Annotated in this window: 20 protein-coding genes and 1 tRNA gene; 14 read left to right on the top strand and 7 right to left on the bottom strand. The window is 63.0% G+C overall.

The genetic code is table 11. From position 1 onward, the window contains the following. Positions 1-36: 36 nt before the first annotated feature. Positions 37-1,188: a YibE/F family protein gene (locus V8V93_RS18540; protein WP_338668119.1), complete on the bottom strand. Its 1,152-nt coding sequence runs from the start codon at positions 1,186-1,188 to the stop codon at positions 37-39. A 68-nt stretch (positions 1,189-1,256) separates the two neighbouring features. Then, complete coding sequence (locus V8V93_RS18545) at positions 1,257-2,726, bottom strand: alkaline phosphatase (protein WP_338668120.1); 1,470 nt, start codon at positions 2,724-2,726, stop codon at positions 1,257-1,259. 338 nt (positions 2,727-3,064) lie between these two features. Between V8V93_RS18545 and V8V93_RS18550 the strand changes: the two genes are divergently transcribed. Together V8V93_RS18550 and trpS are read left to right on the top strand one after the other, a co-directional pair. Beyond that, entirely contained in the window at positions 3,065-3,841 is a 777-nt protein-coding gene (locus V8V93_RS18550; RefSeq protein WP_338668121.1) for a class I SAM-dependent methyltransferase, read from the top strand. Positions 3,842-4,118: 277 nt separating this feature from the next. Then, positions 4,119-5,042 carry a tryptophan--tRNA ligase gene (gene trpS / locus V8V93_RS18555; RefSeq protein ID WP_338668122.1) on the top strand — a complete coding sequence of 308 codons (924 nt, stop codon included), beginning with the start codon at positions 4,119-4,121 and terminating at the stop codon, positions 5,040-5,042. 28 nt (positions 5,043-5,070) lie between these two features. Here the strand turns inward: trpS and V8V93_RS18560 are convergent, their stop codons facing one another. From V8V93_RS18560 to V8V93_RS18570, 3 genes are read right to left on the bottom strand one after another with little or no spacing between them, the layout of a single operon-like run. Continuing rightward, positions 5,071-6,000 carry a calcium/sodium antiporter gene (locus tag V8V93_RS18560; protein WP_338668123.1) on the bottom strand — a complete coding sequence of 310 codons (930 nt, stop codon included), beginning with the start codon at positions 5,998-6,000 and terminating at the stop codon, positions 5,071-5,073. Between the two features lie 36 nt (positions 6,001-6,036). Then, positions 6,037-7,101, bottom strand: a complete 1,065-nt coding sequence (locus tag V8V93_RS18565) for a tRNA(5-methylaminomethyl-2-thiouridylate) methyltransferase (RefSeq protein WP_338668124.1) — start codon at positions 7,099-7,101, stop codon at positions 6,037-6,039. Positions 7,102-7,153: 52 nt separating this feature from the next. Then, positions 7,154-7,888 carry a substrate-binding periplasmic protein gene (locus tag V8V93_RS18570; protein ID WP_338668125.1) on the bottom strand — a complete coding sequence of 245 codons (735 nt, stop codon included), beginning with the start codon at positions 7,886-7,888 and terminating at the stop codon, positions 7,154-7,156. Between the two features lie 260 nt (positions 7,889-8,148). On the opposite strand from V8V93_RS18570, the gene recA reads away from it, so the two are divergent. The 5 genes from recA (at position 8,149) to V8V93_RS18595 (ending at position 14,634) form a co-directional block, all read left to right on the top strand. Then, the gene (gene recA, locus V8V93_RS18575) at positions 8,149-9,207 is read left to right on the top strand and encodes a recombinase RecA (RefSeq protein WP_338668126.1); all 1,059 of its coding nucleotides are present in this window, start codon (positions 8,149-8,151) and stop codon (positions 9,205-9,207) included. A 91-nt stretch (positions 9,208-9,298) separates the two neighbouring features. Further along, entirely contained in the window at positions 9,299-11,938 is a 2,640-nt protein-coding gene (gene alaS, locus V8V93_RS18580; RefSeq protein WP_338668127.1) for an alanine--tRNA ligase, read from the top strand. Positions 11,939-12,372: 434 nt separating this feature from the next. Further along, positions 12,373-12,801 (top strand): 50S ribosomal protein L13, encoded by a 429-nt coding sequence (rplM, locus tag V8V93_RS18585; RefSeq protein WP_338668128.1) that lies wholly within the window; start codon positions 12,373-12,375, stop codon positions 12,799-12,801. 12 nt (positions 12,802-12,813) lie between these two features. Next, positions 12,814-13,203: a 30S ribosomal protein S9 gene (rpsI, locus tag V8V93_RS18590; RefSeq protein WP_071544789.1), complete on the top strand. Its 390-nt coding sequence runs from the start codon at positions 12,814-12,816 to the stop codon at positions 13,201-13,203. 168 nt (positions 13,204-13,371) lie between these two features. Then, positions 13,372-14,634, top strand: coding sequence for a radical SAM protein (locus V8V93_RS18595; protein WP_338668129.1), 1,263 nt, complete (start codon positions 13,372-13,374; stop codon positions 14,632-14,634). 86 nt (positions 14,635-14,720) lie between these two features. Here V8V93_RS18595 and V8V93_RS18600 read toward each other — a convergent pair whose 3' ends face one another. Together V8V93_RS18600 and purM are read right to left on the bottom strand one after the other, a co-directional pair. Continuing rightward, positions 14,721-15,464 carry a DUF1003 domain-containing protein gene (locus V8V93_RS18600; RefSeq protein ID WP_338668130.1) on the bottom strand — a complete coding sequence of 248 codons (744 nt, stop codon included), beginning with the start codon at positions 15,462-15,464 and terminating at the stop codon, positions 14,721-14,723. 231 nt (positions 15,465-15,695) lie between these two features. Beyond that, on the bottom strand, positions 15,696-16,757 hold the full coding sequence (purM, locus tag V8V93_RS18605) for a phosphoribosylformylglycinamidine cyclo-ligase (RefSeq protein ID WP_338668131.1): 1,062 nt from the start codon (positions 16,755-16,757) through the stop codon (positions 15,696-15,698). Positions 16,758-16,910: 153 nt separating this feature from the next. On the opposite strand from purM, the gene V8V93_RS18610 reads away from it, so the two are divergent. The 7 genes from V8V93_RS18610 to V8V93_RS18640 all read left to right on the top strand — a co-directional run bounded on the left by V8V93_RS18610 (position 16,911) and on the right by V8V93_RS18640 (position 22,329). Further along, the gene (locus V8V93_RS18610; RefSeq protein WP_338668132.1) at positions 16,911-17,282 is read left to right on the top strand and encodes a hypothetical protein; all 372 of its coding nucleotides are present in this window, start codon (positions 16,911-16,913) and stop codon (positions 17,280-17,282) included. 53 nt (positions 17,283-17,335) lie between these two features. Then, complete coding sequence (gene amrS, locus V8V93_RS18615) at positions 17,336-18,355, top strand: AmmeMemoRadiSam system radical SAM enzyme (protein WP_338668133.1); 1,020 nt, start codon at positions 17,336-17,338, stop codon at positions 18,353-18,355. A 199-nt stretch (positions 18,356-18,554) separates the two neighbouring features. Beyond that, positions 18,555-18,631, top strand: a tRNA-Pro gene (locus V8V93_RS18620). 378 nt (positions 18,632-19,009) lie between these two features. After that, complete coding sequence (locus tag V8V93_RS18625) at positions 19,010-19,654, top strand: PEP-CTERM sorting domain-containing protein (RefSeq protein ID WP_338668135.1); 645 nt, start codon at positions 19,010-19,012, stop codon at positions 19,652-19,654. A 494-nt stretch (positions 19,655-20,148) separates the two neighbouring features. Further along, positions 20,149-21,282 carry a DUF362 domain-containing protein gene (locus V8V93_RS18630; RefSeq protein ID WP_338668136.1) on the top strand — a complete coding sequence of 378 codons (1,134 nt, stop codon included), beginning with the start codon at positions 20,149-20,151 and terminating at the stop codon, positions 21,280-21,282. 144 nt (positions 21,283-21,426) lie between these two features. Next, complete coding sequence (locus V8V93_RS18635) at positions 21,427-21,876, top strand: DUF1499 domain-containing protein (protein WP_338668137.1); 450 nt, start codon at positions 21,427-21,429, stop codon at positions 21,874-21,876. A 39-nt stretch (positions 21,877-21,915) separates the two neighbouring features. Then, complete coding sequence (locus tag V8V93_RS18640; protein ID WP_338668138.1) at positions 21,916-22,329, top strand: bacteriohemerythrin; 414 nt, start codon at positions 21,916-21,918, stop codon at positions 22,327-22,329. Positions 22,330-22,505 lie beyond the last annotated feature (176 nt).

Below are 22,505 nucleotides of genomic sequence, written 5' to 3' on the forward strand. Positions count from 1 at the left end.
TACAAGCTATCGTATTGGCCCATCCCGCCGCGTTCGTCAATGGCGCAGCGCGCTCGCCGCGGGCCTGGCCGTGGTCATGAGCAGCCCGCCCACCAGGGCCGTGAACGGGGCCACGGTGACCAGCCCGAAGCTGCCCACCAGGGTTTTGAGGACCTCGGCGGCCACGTAGATGAAGTTGAAGGTCGTATCCAGCGGAATGCCCTGGGCCATGAAGGCCATGAGCAGGGTCACGAATCCGCCCGAATAGGCTAAAAGCAAGGTGGTGGTCATGGTCCCGACCACGGCCCGGCCCACACGGATGCCCGACCAGACCGCCTCCACCCGCGAGATGCCCGGCTTCTTGTCGACCACCTCGGCCATGGCCGAGGCCACGTCCATGGCCAGGTCCATGACCGCCCCGCAGGAGGACAGGAACACCCCGGCCATGAACACGCGGGTCAGGTTCAGGTGGCCGTAGCCCGCGTAGAGCAGGGTCTCGGCAAAGGGCATAACCGCGCCGTGGACGTGGAAATGCCCCGTGAAATAGATGCCCATGGCGCAACTGGCGACCACCCCGAGGAAGGCCCCGAGAAAGGCGGTCGCGCCGGTCCGGTTGATCCCGGCCACCAGGAAGATGATCACCGCGCAGAGCAACGCCACCACGCACAGGGTCAGCCAGACCGGGTCCACCCCCTTGAGCAGCATGGGCACCAGAACCTTCCATAAAAGGAGGCCGGTGAAGACGAACGAGAGCAGCGCCTTGAACCCGGTCAGCCCGCCGAAGATCAGCAGCAACGCGGCGAACAGTCCGAGCAGGAACAGTTCGAGCCCGAGCCGGTAATGGGCCTGGGGGTTGACGTAGATGACCTTGCCGTCGCTGTCCACGGTCAGGATGACGTAGGCCGTGTCTCCGGCCTTGAACAGCTTGTCGCGGTCCAGTTGGCCCAGGAGCTGGTTGTTGGCCGTAAACGTCTCGCCCTTGAACGGACCGTCCAGAATGTCCAGGGTGACCTCCTGCTCGCCTGCGCGGATCATGCCCAGGTTCTGGACGTGGGCGTCGTCCACGGCCGTGACCCGGCCCGTGCAGTGGACCGCGTCCTTGTCCTTGTTCGATTCGAAGCCGGTGGGCAGGTAATAGAGGCCGACGGAGATGATGATGAAGATCAGGGCCAGGAGCCAGTCGCGTGTGGTCTTGCTGGGTGCGTGCATGGGTTTTCCGAAAAGAGGGGCGGGCGGACCGCAGCCGGTCCGCCCGCCGAAGGGTTGCTGGATTGCGTCTAGTTGGCGGCCACGCGCACGTCGGCGGCGTCCGCGTACACGGGCTTGGCGGGCATGCCCATGGAGGCCATGATCTTGGTGGCCACGTCCTTGTTGTCGTAGCTGCCGTTGAAGGCCTGGCAGTTGACGCCGATGGCCGAGGTGGAAACCGGCACGCCGGTGTGCTTGTAGGAGGTCCAGCCCAGGCCGGCCTTCTGGTTGAGCACGTGGGTCAGGGTGACGGACAGCGGGTCATACTCACCGTACAGCAGGTAGTCGCCGCCCTTGATCTTTTCCCCGGCCATGGTCCGGCGGAAGGCCTGCTCGATGTCGGCCTGCTGGTAGTCGGCCAGGACCATGGGATCGGTCTTGGCGTCGCCCTCGAACTTCAGGCCGAAGTCCGCGGTGATGATCGGCTTCATGGCGTTGAAGTCGCCGCCCTTCTTCTTGAAGTCGGCCAGGGTCTCGTCGGTGAACTTCTGGAAGGAGACCTTCTGGTGGCTGAGGATGTCGTAGTGGGAACCGTACTTGGTGCCCGCAAAGCCCAGGGTCAGGCCGCCGCACTCGTGGTCGCCGGTGACCACAATCAGGGTCTCGTCCGGGTGCTGCTCATAGAAGGCCATGGCCTTCTGCACGGCTTGGTCGAAGGACACGGTGTTGTCGATGGAGGCGGCCGCGTCGTTGGCGTGGCAGGCCCAGTCGATCTTGCCGCCCTCGACCATCAGGAAGAAGCCCTTGTCGTTGTCGAGCATCTCGATGGCCTTCTGGGTGAACTCGGGCAGGGTGATGTCCTGGTCGGTCATGTCCATGACATAGGGCAGCGCCTTGCCGTCCTGGAGCCAGGCGTTCCAGGCGATGACCTTGCCGTCGCCAGGCTTGAGCGCCATGAAGTCCTTCTTGTCGGTGACGATCCTGTAGCCGTTGGCCTTGGCTTTTTCCAGGGCGTCGCCCATGGGGGCCTTGGACTTCTTGCCCTGAGGATCCTTGAGCCCGCCGCCCGCGAAGAAGTCGAAGCCGGAGTCGGCCAGGGCGTGGTCGATCTCGTGGTACATGGAGCGGGTCTTGACGTGGGCGTAGAACGCGGCCGGGGTGGCGTGGTCGACGGACACGGACGAGACGATGCCGACCTTCATGCCCCTGTCGCGGGCCATCTCGGCGATGGTCTTGACCGGCTTGAAGGACGGGTCCACGCCGATGTAGTTGATGTTGGTCTTCACGCCGGTGGCCAGGGCCGTGGCGGACGCGGCGGAACCGGTGATGAACCGGTCGTTGGCAAAGGTGGTGGTGATGCCCTGGGCGGGCATGGCGTCGATGGCCAGCTTCTTGCCCAGATAGGCGGAGCTGGCGGCGCGCTGCGGCAGGCCCATGCCATCGCCGATGAAGAAAAATACGTATTTCGCGTCCTTGGCGTAGGCGGAACCGGCCATGAACATCATGGCCAGCGCCAGCGCCAGGGCGCACCTGACAAACAGTTTTTCCACTCTCAACATGTCAAACCTCCTCGGTCCGTTTGGTGTTGGTTCACGACCCATTATGTACGCCCGGAAAGTTACGGAAACATGGGACAAGGCGAAAAACGGGTCACGACCCCGTGACAAGTACGTCACGTCCGATCCTCTTTATTGTACGGGAAAAGGAAAATGACCGGCCGGGGACGCGCACTTTCCCGCTCGGCCGCGTCCGGGCCCGGCCCCAAGTATTCCCTTGAAAACAGCCCGCGATTGATGAATACTCTTCGAGCAATCAAACATGTTTCGTGCCACTTTTTAATGTAAGTTATCCGCCGGCAGGCCTGACCGGGCCGTACGGCGGCAAGCGACGGGAGCGAATGCAGATGGAGACGACGCCGCAGACTCCGCCCAGGAGCAAGGAATACTGGAACAACCATGCCCGCAGCTTTCCCCGGTTCGAGGAGGGGGAGGACAACTACGAGGCGGGCGTGATGCGCATGATCAGAGATAACGGCGTGGACTTCCGCGGCGCGTCGGTCCTGGACGTGGGCTGCGGCAGCGGCATGTACACCATCCGCATCGCCCGCGAGGCCGCCCGGGTCACGGCGCTGGACGTTTCGGACGTGATGCTGGACATCCTGCGCGAGGACGCCGAGACGCTCGGGCTGCACAACATCGACTACGTGCGCGCCGACTGGATGGACTATGACCGCGACGAGACCTTCGACGTCGTCTTCTGCTCCATGACCCCGGCCATCATGAGCGAGGAATCCCGGCTCAAGCTCCTGCGCCACGCGCGCGGCAAGACCGTGTTCATGGGCTTTGCCGGGCTGATGAAGTCCGACGTCATGACCGGCCTGTACGCCCACTACGGGGTGACCCCCAGGATGTTCGTCAACGGCACCGACATGCGCAACTGGCTGGACGAAAAGGGCATCCCCTACGTCGCCTGCCCGGTGGAAGGCACCTGGACGGTCGAGAACTCCCTGGAGAAGCTGACCGACTCCTGCACCACCTTCCTCTCCCAATACGGCGTGACCGCCGACCAGGACCACCTGCGCCGCCACCTCGCGCAGTTCGAGGAAAAGCCCGGCGTGTTCGTGGAACGGACGGAGTACAAGATCGACCTGCTCATCTGGGACAAGGCGGCCTGATCCCGGCGCGGCGGATTCGGGCTCCGGACGGCCCGTTTCTTGACACCGCCCCGGGGCGCCCGTTATGAGAGGCTCATGCGTTCAACGGAACACCATACGGAACCACGCCGCTGGTGGTGGCAGACTTTACGGAGTATGCCCCCAGCATAGTGTATTTCATGCATCAGAGCTGTCGGCATGCATGGCCGACGGCATCGTCTTTTTTTCAGGGCTGTCGGCATCTCCGGCGGCCCTTTTTTACATCCACATTCGAAGACACCGAAAAGGAGACGTACCAATGCAAAGAATACTGACCGGAGAGCGGACGACCGGCAACCTGCACATAGGCCACTACTTCGGCTCGCTGCAATCGCGGGTCGCGTTGCAGGACGAATACGAGACCTTCATCATCCTGGCGGACATGCAGGTCCTCTACGACCACCTGGAGGACGAAAAGGGCAAGGCCATCCGCGACAACGTCTATCTGGCCCTGCTCGACAACCTGGCCGCGGGGCTGGACCCGGAGAAGACGACCTTCTTCGTGCAGAGCGAGATCCCGGAACTGGCCGAGCTGGCCATGTTCTTCTCCTTCCTGGTCTCCGTGGGCCGGGCCAAGCGGAACCCCACGGTCAAGGCGGAGATGGAACAGGCGGGCACCAGCTATGAGCACATGAACCTCGGTTTTCTCTGCTTCCCGGTCTCCCAGGCGGCCGACATCCTGCTGCCCAAGGCGAACCTGGTGCCCGTGGGCGAGGACCAGATTCCGCACATCGAACAGACCCGCGAGATCGCCCGCCGGTTCAACACGCTCTTCGGCGAGACCTTTCCCGTACCGGACTATCTCGTCTCCGACTTTCCCCGGCTCCCGGGACTCGACGGCAAAAGCAAGATGTCGAAATCGCTGAACAACGTCATCAATCTGACGGACGACGAAGAGACCGTGAACCGCAAGATCAAGAAGGCCTATTCCGGCGAAGGACACGCCCTCTTCACCTACGGCAAACTGTTCGGCGTGGAACCCGATGAGCGCATGGGGGCCTTCAAGCCCGCCCTGGCCGAAAGCGTCAACGCCTTTCTGGAACCGATCCGGGCCCGGCGCAGGGAATTGGAAAAGGAGCCCGGTTTCCTGCGCGAAATCCTGGACAAGGGCCGTGACCGGGTCCGGGAGATCGGCGCCCGAACCCTGGCCGAGGTGAAGGACCGGATGGGGATGGTCTACTAGCGGGCCGTTGCCGCGCCGGGCGGGCGGCCTAGTGCATGAAGTCGTGGGCCCAGCGGACCAGGTTGACGGCGATGAGCAGGGCCCCTTCCCAGCGGCGGACCTTCCAGCCCGTGCGCAGGAGCACGAGGACCAGGCCGACCATGCCCACCAGGACGATCAGGCCGGACGAGGCCTCGGCCGAGACCGGCAGCGGCTTGAGCAGGCAAGTCAGCCCGAGCACGCCCGCGAAGTTGAAGAAATCCGAGCCGATGAGGTTGCCGAGCAGCATCTCGTTCTTGCCCCGGACGGAGGCCGCCAGGCAGGTGACCAGCTCGGGCAGGGAGGTCCCCGCGGCCACGATGGTCACGCCGATGACCCAGGACGACACGCCGAGTTGGGTGGCGATGGACGTGGCCGCCGTGACCATCAGGTCCCCGCCCGCAGCGATGGCCACGAACCCGGCCGCAAGCCAGACCCCGTCGCGCCAGGTGGCGACCTTGCCCCGCGTCTCCTCCAGCTCTTCCTCGCCCACGGCCTCGCGCTTCATGCCCAGATAGGTCAGGTAGCCGACGAGCAGCGCCACGAGGCAGGCCCCGAAGACCCGGCCCAGCGTCCCGGTGAAGGACACGGCCAGGATGCCCGCCGTGGTCAGGAACAGGAGCAGCCCGTCGCGGTAGACGATGGTCCGATTGGAGGTAAGCGGCTTGATCAGGGCCATGAGCCCGAGGATGAAGCCGAGGTTGAAGATGTTGGACCCGACCACGTTGGACAGAGAGATGTCGTTCTGCCCCCGGAAGGCCGCGTTGATGGTCACCAGGAACTCGGGCGCGGACGTGCCCAGCGCCACGATGGTCAGGCCGATGACCAGCTCGGACACGTTGTACTTGCGGGCGATGAGCGATGCCGAGGTGACGATCCAGTTGGCCCCGAACCAGAGCAGCAGCGCGGACACGCTGAAGGTGACGATGTCTATGAACATTGCCGGACTGTAAGGGATGGTGCGAACGGGCGCAAGCTAAGCTTGGGCGCGTTCCTTCTTCCACTCGCGGACGATCTCGGGCTTGGGCTCGGCCCACTGGAGCACGGTCTCGCGGGCCGGAACCACGGCCACGGTCTCGGTGCGTCCTTGGCGGCGGACGGCCACCCGGACGGGCTCGCCCGTGGCCTCGAACCGCTTGCGGGCCTTGCCCGAATAGGAGCAGATGAGCGCGGCGGCGTCCTTGAGGACTTCGGCGTCCCACTCGCCTTGAAGAGGCCTGCCCACGGCCAGGGGGCCGGGGAAGTCGGCCAGTTTGAACACGTAGTCGCCCGCTTCGGCGCAGGCTGCCAACTGGTCGTTGTCCTCGGCGGTCCGGCCGAAGGCCAGCCAGTGCGCACCGGCCCAGACCTGGCGCCCGGTGCGGGCCAGGGTGAAATCATTGGGGGCCGGGCGGTCGCGGTGGGTCAGGAGCTTGACAAACCGGGCCGCGCCCTGGGATTCGGTCAGGCAGCAGCCGCCCGCCGGGGTGGGAATCTCGGTGAACCCGTAGTGCTCGGCCATGGCGTACTGCGGCTTGCGGCCCCGCCCGTGCCAGTCGTGCAGCCTCTCGCGGTCCACCAGCCCGGATTCCTCCATGGGCGTGGGCGGCAGGTTCCTGGCGCATAGGGGGCGCAGGAGCACATCGCGCACCTCGGCCCGCTTGGTGATCAGATTGAGCGCGTCCTCCCGCTGGCTCATGGGCCGCTGGCCGATGACCTCGCCCGAAATCAGGAACTTCGCGCCGTACCCGGCCATGAGCCCGTGGGCGTGTTCGAGCATGATGATCTTGCAGTCGATGCACGGGTTGAGCCACTTGCCGAACCCCTGGGACGGCCCGCCCAGGAGCATGTCCACGTACTCCTGCCGGATGTCCACCTCCACGGCCTCAATACCGTAGTGGTCCCGCCAGAACGGGATGAGATGGGGCTTGCCGAAAAAGGGCGTGACAAAGTGCAGCCCGAGGACCGTCAGGCCCTGGTCCATGACCGTGCGCACGGCCAGGATGGAATCCAGGCCGCCGGACAGCAGCGCCAGTGCGTCGTATGTGTTTCGTTCCGCCATGGAGGGGTCACTTATGTGAGATCGGGGCCGAGGGCAACCCCGCAATGCCGGGCTAGGGGACGATATGCTTCTTGAGCCCGGCGTTGAAGCGGGTCAGGAACTCGTCGGCCGACAGGCCGTGGTCCTTGAAAAAACGGAGGGAGACCGGGACGCACAGGGGCACGCTCTCGCCGATCTCGCCGGGGCAGGCGGTCACTTCATCGAACAGGGGTGCGCCCTGCTCCTTCAGATAGAGCCCGAGGCGGCGGTCGCAGAGAACCCTGTCCAGGCGGCCTTCCAGAAGCATCCGGAAGTTGGCCCGGTTCGGCTCCCTGCCGATGCTCTCTTCCACCCGGAAGGTCCCGGCGGCCAGGGCCTCCTGCCACTTGGGCCCGTAGTAATATCCCTCGATGACCCCGATGCGCAGGCCCGCCAGGTCATCCAGAGTCTGCCAGCAGCCTGCCTGATCCGGCCCCAGTTTCCAGAGCACGGTGTGCATGTGCGCCACGGGATCGGAAAAGCGCATGAAGGCCTGCCGCTCGATGCTGACCACGCACGGGAGCATCATGGACACGGTCCCGTCGCGCATGGCCTCCAGGCAGCGCCGGAACGGCAGGACGCGGAATTTCGGCGTGTAGCCCATGTCGGACAACACCCGCCCCATCGCCTCCACCGTCTCGCCGTTGAGCTTCCCGGCCTTGTCCAACCGGGACATGGGCGGCAACAGATACGCCGCCACCTCGAAGACCGGTCCGCGGGCGTCGGCATTTCCCACAGCCAGACAGAACGCCAGCACCGCTGCGAACAAGAAGCCACCCGATCGTGCAACTTCGCTTCTCACCAGACCTCCCACATCGTTCGTATTGTCAAACATACCTGGGCCTAGACCTGTCCGCAACTCCATTATATCTGGCCCGGAGCGGCACTTCGGAACCGAGCGGAAAAGGTGCAACCGGCTGCACCCCCTTCCTTTTTTTCCATATATATGGGTGTTGCCCGCGAAGGGCGTATCTGGTATCTGAACATGTTGCTCGTTTGTTGCCGCCCGTAAATTCCGGAGGAGACCCCATGGCCCGTAAAGCCGTAGACCCCGAAGCCCTGCGCAAAGAAGCGCTGGGCACCGCCCTGACCACCATTGAACGCAAGTTCGGCAAAGGCTCGATCATGCGCCTGGACGGCGAGGCGTCCCATTCCATCCCGTTCATCCCCACCGGTTCCATCGGCCTGGATATCGCCCTGGGCATCGGCGGCGTACCGCGCGGCCGGGTCATCGAGATCTACGGCCCCGAATCCTCGGGCAAGACCACCCTGGCCCTGCACATCATCGCCCAGGCCCAGAAGGCGGGCGGCTCGGCGGCCTTTGTCGACGCCGAGCACGCGCTGGACCCCGGCTACGCCAAGCGGTTGGGCGTACACACCGACGACCTGCTCATCTCCCAGCCCGACTACGGCGAACAGGCGCTCGAAATCGCCGATCTGCTGGTCCGCTCCGGCGCGCTCGACGTCATCGTCATCGACTCGGTGGCCGCGCTCATCCCGCAGGCCGAGCTCGAAGGCCAGATGGGTGAGACCCAGGTGGGCAGCCAGGCGCGGCTCATGTCCCATGCCCTGCGCAAGCTGACCGGCACCATCCACAAGTCCAACTGCGTGGTCATCTTCATCAACCAGATCCGCATGAAGATCGGCATGACCGGCTACGGCAACCCCGAGACCACCTCGGGCGGCAACGCGCTCAAATTCTACGCCTCCTGCCGCCTGGACATCCGCCGCATCCAGACCCTCAAGGACAAGGACGAGGCCTACGGCATCCGCGCCCGTATCAAAGTGGTCAAAAACAAGGTTGCCCCGCCCTTCCGCCAGGCCGAGGTGGACGTCCTCTACGGCCAGGGCATCTCCCGCATGGGCGAACTCATCGACATGGGCGTGGAGAACGGCATCATTGAGAAATCCGGTTCCTGGTTCGCCTACGGTTCCGAGAAGCTCGGCCAGGGCAAGGAGAACGTCCGCGCCCTGCTGCAGGACAACCCGGACCTGGCCCATTCCATCGAAGAGGCCCTGATGACGCACCTCGGGTTCCGCGACGTGCCCGAGGATGAGGCCGCACCGGCACCGGACGCCGGCGAATAGCCCGAGTATCAGCCCGTAACGAGCGCCCCGGACCGCGAGCGTCGGGGCGCTTTTATATCGGTAATACATTTCCCTGGAGAACAACAACACGATGAAAGCCAACGAAATCCGCCAACGCTTCCTTGAGTACTTCGAGAGAAACGGACACACCATTGTGGAGTCCTCTCCCCTGACGCCCAAGGACGACCCGAGCCTGCTCTTCACCAACGCGGGCATGGTCCAGTTCAAGAAGCTCTTCCTGGGTCAGGAAAAGCGCGACTACAACCGCGCCACCACGGCCCAGAAATGCCTGCGCGTGGGCGGCAAGCACAACGACCTGGAAAACGTGGGCCGCACCGCACGCCATCACACCTTTTTCGAGATGCTCGGCAACTTCTCCTTCGGCGACTACTTCAAGGAAGACGCCATCAAATTCTGCTGGGAGTTTCTGACCGAGGAACTGGGGCTCGACAAGGACCGCCTGTACATCACCATCTACAAGGACGACGACGAGGCGGGCGAGTTGTGGCAGAAGGTGGCCGGGGTCCCGGCCGAGCGCATCTACCGGCTCGGCGAGAAGGACAACTTCTGGTCCATGGGCGACACCGGCCCCTGCGGCCCGTGCTCCGAGGTCCACTACGACCAGGGCGAGGAAGTGGGCTGCGGCCCGAACTGCGGCATCGGCAAGTGCGACTGCGACCGTTACCTGGAGATCTGGAACCTGGTCTTCATGCAGTACGACCAGGCCGAGGACGGCACCCGGAGCGACCTGCCCAGGCCGTCCATCGACACCGGCATGGGATTGGAGCGCATCGCGGCCGTGGCCCAGGGCGTGCACTCCAATTACGAGACCGACCTGTTCCAGTCCATCATCCAATACACCGCCGACCTGGCGGGCGTGAAATACCGGGAATCCGTGGAGGTCGACACCGCCCTGCAGGTCATCGCCGACCACTCGCGGGCCATCGCCTTCCTCATCCCGGACCAGGTCCTGCCCTCCAACGAGGGACGCGGCTACATCCTGCGCCGACTGATCCGCCGCGCCTACCGCTTCGGCAAGCTCATGGGCCTTGAAGGCTCCTTCCTGTGGAAGACCGCCTCCAAGGTCATCGACGACATGGGCGGCCACTACAAGGAGCTGGAGGAGACCCGCGACTTCATGGTCGAGGTGGTCAAAGGCGAGGAGGAATCCTTTGCCAAGACCCTGGACAAGGGGCTGGAGATGCTCGAGGAGGAGCTGGCCGAACTGAAGAAGGCGGGCTCCGCCATCGTGCCCGGCGAGACCACCTTCAAGCTCTACGACACCTACGGCTTTCCCATCGACATCGTCCGCGATGTAGCCGAACAGCAGGGCATCGGTGTGGACGAGACCGAGTTCGACAAATTCATGCAGGAGCAGAAGCAGCGCTCCAAGGCCGCCTGGAAGGGCTCGGGCGAGAAGGACGTGGCTTCCATCTTCCAGACCCTGCTCGAACAGGACGTGACCAGCGAATTCTCCGGCTACGAGACCATGGCCGACCAGTCCGGGATCGCCTATGTCCTCACCCCCGGGGGCGAGGTCGTGGACGAACTCAAGGAAGGCGAGTCCGGCTGGCTGGTGGCCGAGGTCACCCCGTTCTACGGCGAGTCCGGCGGCCAGGTGGGCGACACCGGGGCCATCGCGGCCAGCGGCGGCAAGGCCGACGTGCTCGATACGGTCAAGCCCTCCAAGAAACTGACCGCGCACAAGATCGTCGTCACCGAAGGCGCGCTCAAGCCCGGCGACCAGGCGTTCTTCAACGTGGACCGGACCCAGCGCCTGGCGACCATGCGCAACCACACCACCACCCACCTGCTCCACGCGGCCCTGCAGAAGGTGCTCGGCGACCACGCCAAGCAGGCGGGGTCGCTGGTCGGCCCGGACCGGCTGCGCTTCGATTTCACCCACATCAAGGGCCTCTCCCATGAGGAGATCGCCGAGGTCGAGAAGCTGGTCAACCAGGCCATCTTCGACGCCATCCCCGTGACCCGCGAGGTCATGTCCATCGAGGCCGCCCAGGCCAAGGGCGCCACCGCCCTGTTCGGCGAAAAATACGGCGACACGGTCTCGGTCATCGAGGTGCCCGGCGTGTCCATGGAATTCTGCGGCGGCACCCACCTGGACAATACCGGCATCGCCGGGTCCTTCGTGATCACCTCCGAGTCCGGCGTGGCCGCGGGCATCCGGCGCATCGAGGCCGCCACCGGCCACAACGCCGTGGCCTGGCTGAACGAGCGCCGCGAGGCGGCAAGCGAAGCCGGGGCCATGCTCAAGGCCCTGCCCGCCGACCTGCCCGGCAAGGTCAAGGACCTCCAGCAGCAGGTCAAGGACATGCACAAGGAGATGAAGTCGCTCCAGGCCAAGCTCGCCTCGGGCGCGGGCCGCGACATGATGAGCGAACTTGAAGAGATCAACGGCGTCAAGGTCCTGGCCGTGGAGCTGGAGGCCCCGAACATGGGCGTCATGCTCGAACAGATGGACGCCCTGCGCTCCAAGCTGCCGTCCGGGATCATCTGTCTGATCGCCCCGCACGAGGACGGCAAGGTCTCGGTGGCCCTGTCCGTGACCAAGGACCTGCACGCCCGCTTCAAGGCCGGCGACCTGATCAAGCCCGTGGCCGGCGAAGTCGGCGGCGGAGGCGGCGGACGCCCGGACCTGGCCCGCGCCGGCGGCTCCAACCCGGCGGGCATCCAGAACGCCCTGGCCAAGCTCAAGGAGCTGGTCTCGGCGTAGACAGGACACACGTATATATTGTTTGGACATGCCCCCGAGCGTTCCGGCGCTCGGGGGCTATTTCATAAGAAACGGATTTGGAAGCCGCCTTCGGCGGATTTGTCGGATGATTTCGCCTCTGGCGGGCAAGGGGGCTGACCCCCTTGCATCCCCGTTATGCGCCTCCGGCGGATATTTCACTCGATATGGGGCGTGAGGCGGAGTTTGCGACGATCGGTTTTACGTAAACAAAATGCTTGTGGCCCGCTCCCATTTCAGGTAAGAACTTCCTCCCGGTCTGTACCACCGGCTTAGGAGAACAACCCGTTACAACCCCGTTCTCCCGGGTCCGGCGGCCTGATCGCGCGACCACTCTTATATAGTTGAAATGGGTTGACAGGCGGGCGCAATGCCCGTAAAGGTCCCCTTCTTGAGAATTTGCAAGGAGCATTTTTATGAAGACATATAGCCCGAAGCCGGAAGACGCGAACCGCGAGTGGTTCATCGTCGACGCCACGGACAAGATCCTGGGCCGCCTGGCCACCGAGATCACCACCCGTCTGCGCGGCAAGCACAAGCCTGAGTTCGCCCCCCACATGGATATGGGCGATTTCGTGGTGGTCATCAACGCCGAGAAGATCAAGGTCACCGGTCAGAAGATGGACGCCAAGATGTACTACAAGCACACCAACCATCCCGGCGGTCTCAAGGAAAAGACCCTCCGCCAGATGCTGGACATCAAGCCCGAAAACGTCATCACCGCCGCTGTCAAGGGCATGCTGCCCAAGAACAAGCTGGCCGCCCAGCAGCTCAAGAAGCTGAAGGTCTACGCCGGTCCCGAGCACCCGCACGCGGCCCAGGCTCCCAAAACTCTGGATTTCTAATCGGGGATTATCATGAGCGATTTCACCTACGCCACTGGCAAACGTAAGAATGCGATCTCCCGTACCCGGCTGTACGCCGGTACCGGCCAGATCACCGTCAACGGCCGTCCCTTCGAGGACTACTTCCCCCGCAAGACCCTGCAGATGGTCGTCCAGCAGCCCCTGAAGCTGGTCAAGATGCTCGATCGCTTCGACATCAAGGCCAACTGCTCCGGCGGCGGCGTGTCCGGACAGGCCGAGGCCCTGCGCCACGGCATCACCCGCGCCCTCTGCGCCCTGGACCCGGAACTGCGTTCCGTGCTCAAGCCCGCCGGTCTCCTGACCCGCGACGCCCGTAAGAAAGAGCGCAAAAAGTACGGTCTCCGCGGCGCCCGCGCCTCCTTCCAGTTCTCCAAGCGTTAAGCCGAGACTGGGACACCCAGACCACACAGGCCGGTACCGCATGGTGCCGGCCTTTTCACGTTGGAATGCACTATTCCGCCTCCGACACGCCAGCATTTGCGCCCAGGAGCGGAAAATTCCCATTCAATTCTTGCCCGGACCCGTATTTGTCCATAGAATGCCCTCATTATGCCATCCAAGAAAAAACCGCAGCCACGCATGTTGTTCGCCTCCCCGGACGGCGAAATTTTCGATCATCCCGACCTGCTCCTGATGGTCCGACGGGGCGACGAATTCGGCCTGCCCCGGCCCGACGAAATCATGCCCCTGCCTGACGAATCCGAGTTCTTCATGCTGCCCGGCCGCCACGCCATGGGCTACAGCCAGGAGGATGGACGTGCCGAGGTCATGGAGGAGCTGGCCGTGGCCGCCTTCGCCTGTCCCGGCCACACGGTCACCGGCGTGGCCGCCTATGAATCCGACGACGACGCCCCGGTCCTGCCCCTGCTCTCCTACGCTGCCATCGGCTACGCCAACGGCAAATTCTGGGTCTGCGCCAAGCAGGTGGACGAGGACAAGCGCCAGGTCTTCTCCCACATCCCGCCCGACCGCATCGAGGCGGGCGCGCACGAACTGCTCTCCGAGATGCCCGAAAACCGGCTGGTCAACCATCTGGCGGGCTGCGCCCTGACCAGCGGCTGCCCGGCGGCCAAGAACTTGGCGCTCGGCCGGTTCGAGTGCCCCCTGCCCACCTCGCAGGTGTGCAACGCCGAGTGCGTGGGCTGCATCTCCTACCAGCCCGAGGACTCCGGCTTCCCGTCCCCGCAGTGCCGCATCTCGTTCAGGCCCACCGCGGACGAAATCGTCCAGATCATGCGCCGCCACGAGTCGCGGGAACGCCGCCCCATCTTCTCCTTCGGCCAGGGCTGCGAGGGCGAGCCCCTGCTTGAGGCCGAGCTGATCTGCGAGGCGATCACCAAATACCGCCACGAGGGCGGCATGGGCACCGTCAACGTCAACACCAACGGCTCGCGCCACCAGGCCATGCCCGCGCTCAAAATCGCCGGGGTCAACTCCATCCGGGTCAGCCTCAATTCCGCGCGCAAGGGCCCTTACGAGGCCTACTACCGGCCCAAGGCCTACACCTTCGACGATGTACGCGAGACCATCTGCAAGGCCCACGACGTCGGCCTGTTCGTGTCCCTGAACCTGCTCTTCTTCCCCGGCATCACCGACACCGAAGAGGAGTTCGACGCCCTGGCCGAACTGGGCGAGACCTGCCGCTACGACTTCATCCAACTGCGCAACCTCAACCTCGATCCCGAACTCTACCTCAAACTCATGGAACCCTTCGGGCACTCCCCATCCATGGGCTTCAACAACTTCAGGAAACGACTCAAGAAAGCCCTCCCCTGGCTGGAGTACGGCTATTTCAACCCGTACCTGGGCTGAGTAAGAGGAAGAATGCCTCCGGGCCTCCAGCCGTAGGGCTCGAAGACTCGCCTACGGCTGGAGGCCCGGAGGCATCTTCACCCCGGCTACTTGCCCGCGTCCTTGCGGCCTCGGGAGGCCATGATTTCGGTCATCAGGTCCATTTGCAGTTGCTGGATGTCCAGGAGCCGTTCCCACTGGTTGGAGATGAGGTGGTCCAGCTTTTCGTGCAGGTGGCGGATTTCCAGTTCGGCCTTGAGGTTGACCTTGTAGTCGTTTTCGGCCCGGACCCGGTCCTTGTCCTCCTGACGGTTCTGGCTCATCATGATGATCGGGGCCTGGATGGCGGCCAGCAACGAGAGCATCAGGTTGAGCAGGATGAAAGGGTACGGGTCGAAGGGCCGAAAAATCAGCAGCAGCGTGTTCACCAGCATCCATATGAAGATGAACGCGAAGAACATGATGATGAACTTCCAACTGCCGCCGAAATCGGCGATGAGATCGGCCAGCCGCTCGCCCGCGGTGCGCGTCCGGTCCATCTCCTCTTCCGGATTGCTGGAAAGCAGTTCATGGCGTTCCAGGCTCTGCAGGACCTCCTGGTCCAGTTCGCTCAACTCGCCCTTTTCCGAGCGCATGAGGTCCTCCACGTACTTGAACCGGAAATGGTTCAGATCGTCCGTGCAGATGTATCCGGACGCCGAGAAGTCCGGCCGTTCCTTGGCGATCTCGGCGAGTATCGACGGGCGCAGGGTCGAGACGGGGATCATGTTCGCCTTGCTCCGTCCGCAGATCTGGCAGCTATGCACGGGCTTCGGCGAAACCGCATGGTGGGGGGAGGACTTCGTGGTCATGGCAAAACCTCGCTGTGGCGGCAAAGGGCTCAGGGTGAAACGACGCCTCCCGGGCCGGCCCATGGCCGTCCGTGGACCTGCCCGGATGACGGTCCACACGATCGTTACCCCAGTACGCAGGCCAGGTAAACCGCCTTCCGGGATTCCGGCACCCACTCCAGGTGCGTCCCAAAAGAAAAGCCCCTGCTCCGCGCATGCGGGGCAGGGGCCTTGGCGATTCCATGATGCGGCCTACGGGAAGACGACCTCGACCTGCTCGGCGGCTTCCTTGCGCTTGGTGATTTCGCCGATGCGGTAGGCCTCCACGTCGTCGCGGGCGTCGAGCTTTTCCAGGGCCTCGTCGGCGTGTTCCGGGTCGACGATGAGGATGTAGCCGATGGAGCAGTTGAATATCTGGAGCATCTCGGGCCAGGAAAGGTCGCCCTGGGCCTTGATCCATTCGAACACGGGCAGCATGGCCCAGGTGCCGAAATTGACGGACGCGGCCACGGTCTCGGGCAGGACCCGGGGCACGTTGTCGTAGAAGCCGCCGCCGGTGACGTGGACCATGCCCTTGACCGGCAGCGTGCCGAACAGTTCGAGGACCGGCTTGACGTAGATTTTGGTGGGCTCGATGAGGACCTCGGCCACGGTCTTGTCCGTGCCGGGGAAGGTGTCGTCCTGCTCCAGTCCGGACTCGGCCAGGAGCTTGCGCACCAGGGACCAGCCATTGGAGTGCACGCCCGATGAGGCCAGGCCGATGAGCACGTCGCCGGGGGCGATGTCCTTGCCGGTGACCAGCTTGGGGGTGTCGACCATGCCCACGGCAAAGCCGGACAGGTCGTACTCGCCGTCCGGGTAGAAGCCGGGCATCTCGGCGGTCTCGCCGCCGAGCAGGGCGCAGGCCGACTGGCGGCAGCCTTCGCACACGCCGGAGACAACCTGGGCGGCCACGCCGGGTTCGAGCTTGCCGGTGGCGAAATAGTCGAGGAAGAAGAGCGGGGCCGCGCCCTGGACAAGCACGTCGTTCACCGACATGGCCACCAGATCGATGCCCACGGTGTCGTGGCGGTCGAACATAAAGGCGAGCTTGAGCTTGGTGCCCACGCCGTCGGTCCCGGCCACCAGCATGGGGGCCTCCATTCCGGCGATTTCGGGCTTGAACAGGCCGCCGAAGCCGCCGATGTCCGTGGCCACGCCGGGGGTGAAGGTGGACTTGACCATGTCCTTGATGCGGCGGACGAATTCGTTGCCCGCCTCGATGTCCACACCGGCTTCGGTGTATGCCTGGGATCGCTTGGCGCTGTCGCTCATGGGTCTCTCCTCACTTGGCTTTGGTCGCTTATAGATGGAAGGCGGGCCAAGTTCAAGCAACAAGTGCGCGGCCCGCCATTTGCATTTGCCAACGGAGTATCCGATACCTATAGTATAAAAATGTGGCAGTACCGCAATGCCGAGGAGGAAACCATGCGCCATTTCAGCGTCATAGCCGTTCTGATCCTGGCCGTTGCCCTTTTGACGCCGGCCGTGGGCCTGGCCCAGCACAAGTTCAAGAACGAGGATACGGCCAAGAACCGCCAGGACGAAAGCTTCGGCACCCGGCCCGTAGAGGGCGAGGGGCCGGTGACCACCTTCGGCACCAACCAGGCGGGCGACTCGACCATCGACTCCCACCAGCCCAAGAAGGAGGAGGTCGACTGGTACGACAAGGTGATCATCGCCGTGGACCCGGACGTGTCCTGGCCGAACTCGAAGTCCACCACCTCCAAGACCACGACCACGGACGGCGTGGGCAACACCTCCACCTCGACGACGACCACCACGAGCACGCAGGAATGACCGGGGTCGCATGCGGCCCGGCCCTTCTGGAATAGACAAACCGGGAGGAAATCATGATCGAAGCGAGACTCTGGAAACCGCTCAAGGACGGCGCCGTCCAATGCCGCCTGTGCAACCACTACTGCATGATCCCGCCCGGCGAACGCGGGCAGTGCGGCGTACGCGAAAACCAGGAAGGTACGCTCTACTCCCTGAACTACGGCAAGGTGGCCGCGATCAATCTCGATCCGGTGGAAAAAAAGCCGCTCTACCATTTCCAGCCGGGTTCCATGACCTTTTCCTTTGCCACCATGGGCTGCAACCTGGCCTGCACCTTCTGCCAGAACTGGTCCCTGTCCCAGCCGCCGCGCGACGGTGCGGCCATCCGGGGCCAGGAGGCCACGCCCGAAGGGCTGGTGGCCGAGGCCGTGCGCTCCGGCGCCGCGTCCATCTCCTACACCTACTCGGAGCCGACCATCTTCTTCGAGCTGATGCAGGACACGGCCAAGCTCGCCCATGCGCAGGGCCTGAAGAACATCATGGTCTCCAACGGGTTCATGACCCGCGAGTGCCTGGAGGCGCTCGGGTCCGACATCGACGCCATCAACGTGGACCTCAAGTGCTTTACCGAGGAATTCTACAAGGACATCTCCGGGGCCCGGCTCGGGCCGGTGCTGGAAAATCTCAAGCAGATCAAACATGAACTCAAGTGGTGGCTGGAGGTGACCACTCTGCTCATTCCGGGCAAGAACGACTCGCCCGAGGAATTGGACCGACTGACCGACTTCCTGGCCGGCGAGATCGGCACGGACACGCCGTGGCACATCTCCCGGTTCCACCCGGACTACCGGATGACCGACGCCCCGCCCACGTCCGGCGACTCCCTGGCAATGGCCTACGACATGGGCAAGGCCAAGGGGCTCGAATACGTGTACATCGGCAACATGCCCGGCTCCAACCGGCAGGACACGATCTGTCCCGGCTGCGGCCGGGAGCTGATCAACCGGTCCGGCTTCTCGGCCCGCGTGCAGGGCATCAAGGACGGCAAATGCCAGGCCTGCGGCCGGACCATCCACGGCGTGGACCTCGGCTGACCGGCTTGCAAACAGCCCGCTTTTTCAGTAGGTATGCACACCCTCGCGCGATCGTCGCCATAAGCGGCGAACATTGTCAGGTAGCTGAGGATTTCTCCTGGCAAGGCGCAAGAAAAATTCAGGACCGCCGCGTATCTCAATACGCAAGGGTGTGGATTTTTCGCAGCAACGCAGCCAGGGGGAATCCTCAGCCACCTGACGGAGTGTGGCGCAGACTGGTAGCGCGCCTGCTTTGGGAGCAGGATGCCGGGGGTTCAAATCCCTCCACTCCGACCAGCCAAAAACAGAGCCTTGAATCTTGGTGACCTACCTTGGTTCAAGGCTCTTTTGTTGCGTCTTGGCCTGCTCCTCTCATAGCAAAGAAAACATGTACACCGATCACTGGCGATACCGCCAATTGTTGTTGGCTGCGTCCAGCAGTGTGCACTGTTGCGAATCTTCGTCATCAAAAATGTGCAGAGGCCTATCATCCTGTCGCCATGTCAAGAAAATCGACATACTCGTCGATTTTCTTAACAATTACTTAATATTGCATCTTGGCAAAAACAAAAAAAACCATTAATTAAGCATGTTATAATATGGAACGCTATTTGCTTTCGTCTTCCGTTCAAAGAGTCTGCAACTGTCCTCAATCTTCATCACGCGGAGTACATTGTGCATAAGCTAGCGACACTACTGCTGACAGTCTTCATTCTGTGTTTCACAACGACATCCGGATTTTCTTATCCAATTACATTCGTACATAGTGGTATAGGCTCCGGCAATCTCAACGACACGTACTTTACCAATCGAAATTTCACGATTACGGCCTATGGAGATACTGACGACGTAATGCGAAGGGACCGCTTTAATGCCTTGTGGACCGGGCACAGTGCGGCTTTCATTGACATTGACCAACTCGGTATATTTCAACTCCAAATCCCGACTCAGACATTCGTGAACTATTCAGTACAAGTATTTGGATTTAGTGACAGCAGAAACATAAGTGATCTTTTTGACGGGCCCTATGATCTTTCCGCTGCCACCTGGGACATGCAGACATCCATCGGACCTTTTTCCGGAGTTGGTTTTCAAGGTGTCAGTGCACATGTCTTTTATTGGGATGGAATTCCGACTGATGGAGGAAGCTTGTTCTTCACTCCTGACACTTCCTACGCAACCTTTCAGGCGATCGTTCAGACCTCTCCAGTCCCGACGCCCGAGCCTTCCACCTTCATGCTGCTGTTTGTCGGCCTCTTCGGCCTCGTAGCCATCGGTTGCATGAAGTTCGGACGAGCACGCATAGGTGCAAGCGCATAGCCGCAATGCCCCATATCCGCTGACCGATCGCGGCCGGACGTATTGGCCTGAAGCCCATATCAGAACAGGAATTATGGTGATGCGCCCTACCATCGCATCATAATGTGCGACAGGGAAAACGCTCAACACGATCCGGGAGGGCCGCCCCTCCACTCCGACCAGCCGATTCAGGCCCCGGACCTCGGTCCGGGGCCTTTTCCGTCTCCGGCTTGACCGCGCGGGCTCAAAACGGTCACACTCCCAGCGGCTCTTCCACCCCCACCAACCATTCCGAATCGAAGGATTCTCGGAGAATCCGACAATTTTCACGGAGGATCGGGGCTTTTGCTCTTCTTCAAAAAGAGGTAGTAAAAAAGTCGCAATTAAAGCCTCGGCCGCCGTGACGGCCACGACAACCGAACGGCCCACGAAAGGGAAAGGGATCGACAGGGCCGTTTCCGGCTCACGCCGCATGTTGTCTTGAATACGCAAACCATAAAATGTTTGAGGGAACAATGGAAAAAGCAAAAGTCTACTTCACCAGTTTTCGCACCAAGGCCTTCGGCGACGGGCTGCCCGCCAAGCTCAAGAAAATGATCAAGAAGGCCGGGATCGGTGATATCGACATGAAAGGCAGGTTTGCCGCCATCAAGATGCATTTCGGCGAGCTCGGCAATATCAGCTACCTGCGGCCCAACTATGCCAAGGCCGTGGCCGACGTGGTCAAGGAACTGGGCGGCAAGCCCTTCCTGACCGACTGCAACACCATGTACCCCGGCAAGCGGAAGAACGCCCTGGAGCACCTGGAATGTGCCTGGGAAAACGGCTTCACGCCCCTGACCGTGGGCTGCCCCATCCTGATCGGCGACGGCCTCAAGGGCACCGACGACGTCGAGGTCCCGGTCGAGGGCGGCGAATACGTCAAGATGGCCAAGATCGGCCGGGCCGTCATGGACGCCGACGTGTTCATCAGCCTGACCCATTTCAAGGGCCACGAGATGACCGGCTTCGGCGGCACGCTCAAGAACATCGGCATGGGCTGCGGCTCGCGCGCGGGCAAGACCGAGCAGCACAGCGGCGGCAAGCCCGACATCGACGAAGAGAAGTGCGTGGGCTGCCGGGCCTGCATCAAGGAGTGCGCCAACGACGCCCTGCATTTCGACGAAGAGGCCAAGAAGTCCCGCATCAACCACGACAACTGCGTCGGCTGCGGCCGGTGTCTGGGCGCGTGCAACTTCGACGCGATCGCCTTCGGCCTGGACTCCGCCGTCTGCGACCTCAACCGGAAGATGGCCGAGTACACCAAGGCCGTGGTGGACGGCCGCCCGCAGTTCCACATCTCCCTGATCGTGGACGTCTCCCCCAACTGCGACTGCCATGGCGAGAACGACGTGCCCATCCTGCCCAACCTGGGCATGTTCGCGTCCTCCGATCCCCTGGCCCTGGACCAGGCCTGCGTGGACGCCTGCATGGAGGCCAAGCCGCTTCCCGGCAGCCAGCTCGCGGAGAACCTCGCCAAGAAGGATTTTGTCGACCACCACGACCACTTCACCAACTCCAGGCCGGAATCCGAATGGAAGACCTGCCTGGATCACGCCGAGAAGATCGGGCTGGGAACCAGGGAATACGAACTGGTCGTGGTCAAATAGACAACGGCCGAACCACCGCCCCGGCGGTCTCCCCAATCCCTTCGGAGAGCACACTCAGGCAAATCAAGGCCCCGGACACCGTCCGGGGGCCTTTTTTTTCGCGGCGCTTGCCATCCGACCCGTTTCAGACCTATCTTGTAGGGTATGAAATACCTCCTCATCCTTGCCGTGGCGATCCTGGCCGCCCTGTTCGGGCTGGCGCGCATGTCCGCCCGGACCCCGGACCGGCTGGGGCCGGTGGACGGACGGCTCATGGGCTGCCCCGGCCCGGACAACTGCGTGTCGTCCGAGGCCGAAGCACCGGACCGGCGGGTCGCGCCGCTGCCCGCGAACGGACCCGTGGACGAGGTCATGGCCCGGCTGGCCGCGGTCATCGGGACCATGGAGGGCGCAGAGGTCGCGGAGGTCCGCGGCAACTACCTGCGCGCCGTGTTCACCAGTCGGTTGTGGCGCTTCCGGGACGACCTGGAGTGCCTGTACGACCCACGGGCCGGGCGCATCGAGGTGCGTTCCGCGTCGCGGGTCGGCTACTCGGACTTCGGGGTCAACCGCAAGCGGGTGGAGCGGCTGCGGGAAAGGCTGGCCGACCGGTAGGCGACCCTTCCAAAGACGAAAACGGCTATGGAGACGCATATGCACGAGATTGAATGGCACGACTCCCACTCGGTGGGCGTCCCGTCCATAGACGAACAGCACAAACGGCTCATGGCCCTGACCAACCGGCTCTTCCTGGCCATCATGGACGAGGCCGGGGAAACGGTCCTGGAAGGCGTCCTGAACGACCTGGCCGACTACGCCGTCTACCACTTCACCCACGAGGAAGAGTTGCTGCGCACGCACGGCTATCCCGAGGACCTCCTGACCGAACACCGGGCCGAGCACAAGGCCCTGACCGACGAGGTCCACCGCTACATTGCCCGGTACCGGGAAGACCCCGCCAACCTGGACCTGTCGGTCTACGTCTTCCTGCGCGACTGGACCACCGAGCACATGAGCCGGTCAGACTCCCGGTACTCGGAATTCCTCATAGCCCACCACGCCGAATAACGGCCTCCGACTTCGACTCGCCGCGGATTGACGGCATCAAGGCCCTCCGGCCCCCGGCCGGTGCGGCCCGCGCGTGTCTTTCCCGCGACGATTAAGCATATGTTCAAAAATATCTTGCTATCTTCATAACAGTATCTATTATTGATTTCATCGATCCATCGGGATCGTTCGATTGT

It is taken from the genome of Pseudodesulfovibrio sp. 5S69, assembly GCF_037094465.1.
GTDB lineage: Bacteria > Desulfobacterota > Desulfovibrionia > Desulfovibrionales > Desulfovibrionaceae > Pseudodesulfovibrio > Pseudodesulfovibrio methanolicus.

Coding starts and splice junctions, on each gene's coding strand:
- V8V93_RS18540 (WP_338668119.1), bottom strand. CDS start 1,188: ATGCACGCACCCAGCAAGACCACACGCGACTGGCTCCTGGCCCTGATC.
- V8V93_RS18545 (WP_338668120.1), bottom strand. CDS start 2,726: ATGTTGAGAGTGGAAAAACTGTTTGTCAGGTGCGCCCTGGCGCTGGCG.
- V8V93_RS18550 (WP_338668121.1), top strand. CDS start 3,065: ATGCAGATGGAGACGACGCCGCAGACTCCGCCCAGGAGCAAGGAATAC.
- trpS (WP_338668122.1), top strand. CDS start 4,119: ATGCAAAGAATACTGACCGGAGAGCGGACGACCGGCAACCTGCACATA.
- V8V93_RS18560 (WP_338668123.1), bottom strand. CDS start 6,000: ATGTTCATAGACATCGTCACCTTCAGCGTGTCCGCGCTGCTGCTCTGG.
- V8V93_RS18565 (WP_338668124.1), bottom strand. CDS start 7,101: ATGGCGGAACGAAACACATACGACGCACTGGCGCTGCTGTCCGGCGGC.
- recA (WP_338668126.1), top strand. CDS start 8,149: ATGGCCCGTAAAGCCGTAGACCCCGAAGCCCTGCGCAAAGAAGCGCTG.
- alaS (WP_338668127.1), top strand. CDS start 9,299: ATGAAAGCCAACGAAATCCGCCAACGCTTCCTTGAGTACTTCGAGAGA.
- rplM (WP_338668128.1), top strand. CDS start 12,373: ATGAAGACATATAGCCCGAAGCCGGAAGACGCGAACCGCGAGTGGTTC.
- rpsI (WP_071544789.1), top strand. CDS start 12,814: ATGAGCGATTTCACCTACGCCACTGGCAAACGTAAGAATGCGATCTCC.
- V8V93_RS18595 (WP_338668129.1), top strand. CDS start 13,372: ATGCCATCCAAGAAAAAACCGCAGCCACGCATGTTGTTCGCCTCCCCG.
- V8V93_RS18600 (WP_338668130.1), bottom strand. CDS start 15,464: ATGACCACGAAGTCCTCCCCCCACCATGCGGTTTCGCCGAAGCCCGTG.
- purM (WP_338668131.1), bottom strand. CDS start 16,757: ATGAGCGACAGCGCCAAGCGATCCCAGGCATACACCGAAGCCGGTGTG.
- V8V93_RS18610 (WP_338668132.1), top strand. CDS start 16,911: ATGCGCCATTTCAGCGTCATAGCCGTTCTGATCCTGGCCGTTGCCCTT.
- amrS (WP_338668133.1), top strand. CDS start 17,336: ATGATCGAAGCGAGACTCTGGAAACCGCTCAAGGACGGCGCCGTCCAA.
- V8V93_RS18630 (WP_338668136.1), top strand. CDS start 20,149: ATGGAAAAAGCAAAAGTCTACTTCACCAGTTTTCGCACCAAGGCCTTC.
- V8V93_RS18635 (WP_338668137.1), top strand. CDS start 21,427: ATGAAATACCTCCTCATCCTTGCCGTGGCGATCCTGGCCGCCCTGTTC.
- V8V93_RS18640 (WP_338668138.1), top strand. CDS start 21,916: ATGCACGAGATTGAATGGCACGACTCCCACTCGGTGGGCGTCCCGTCC.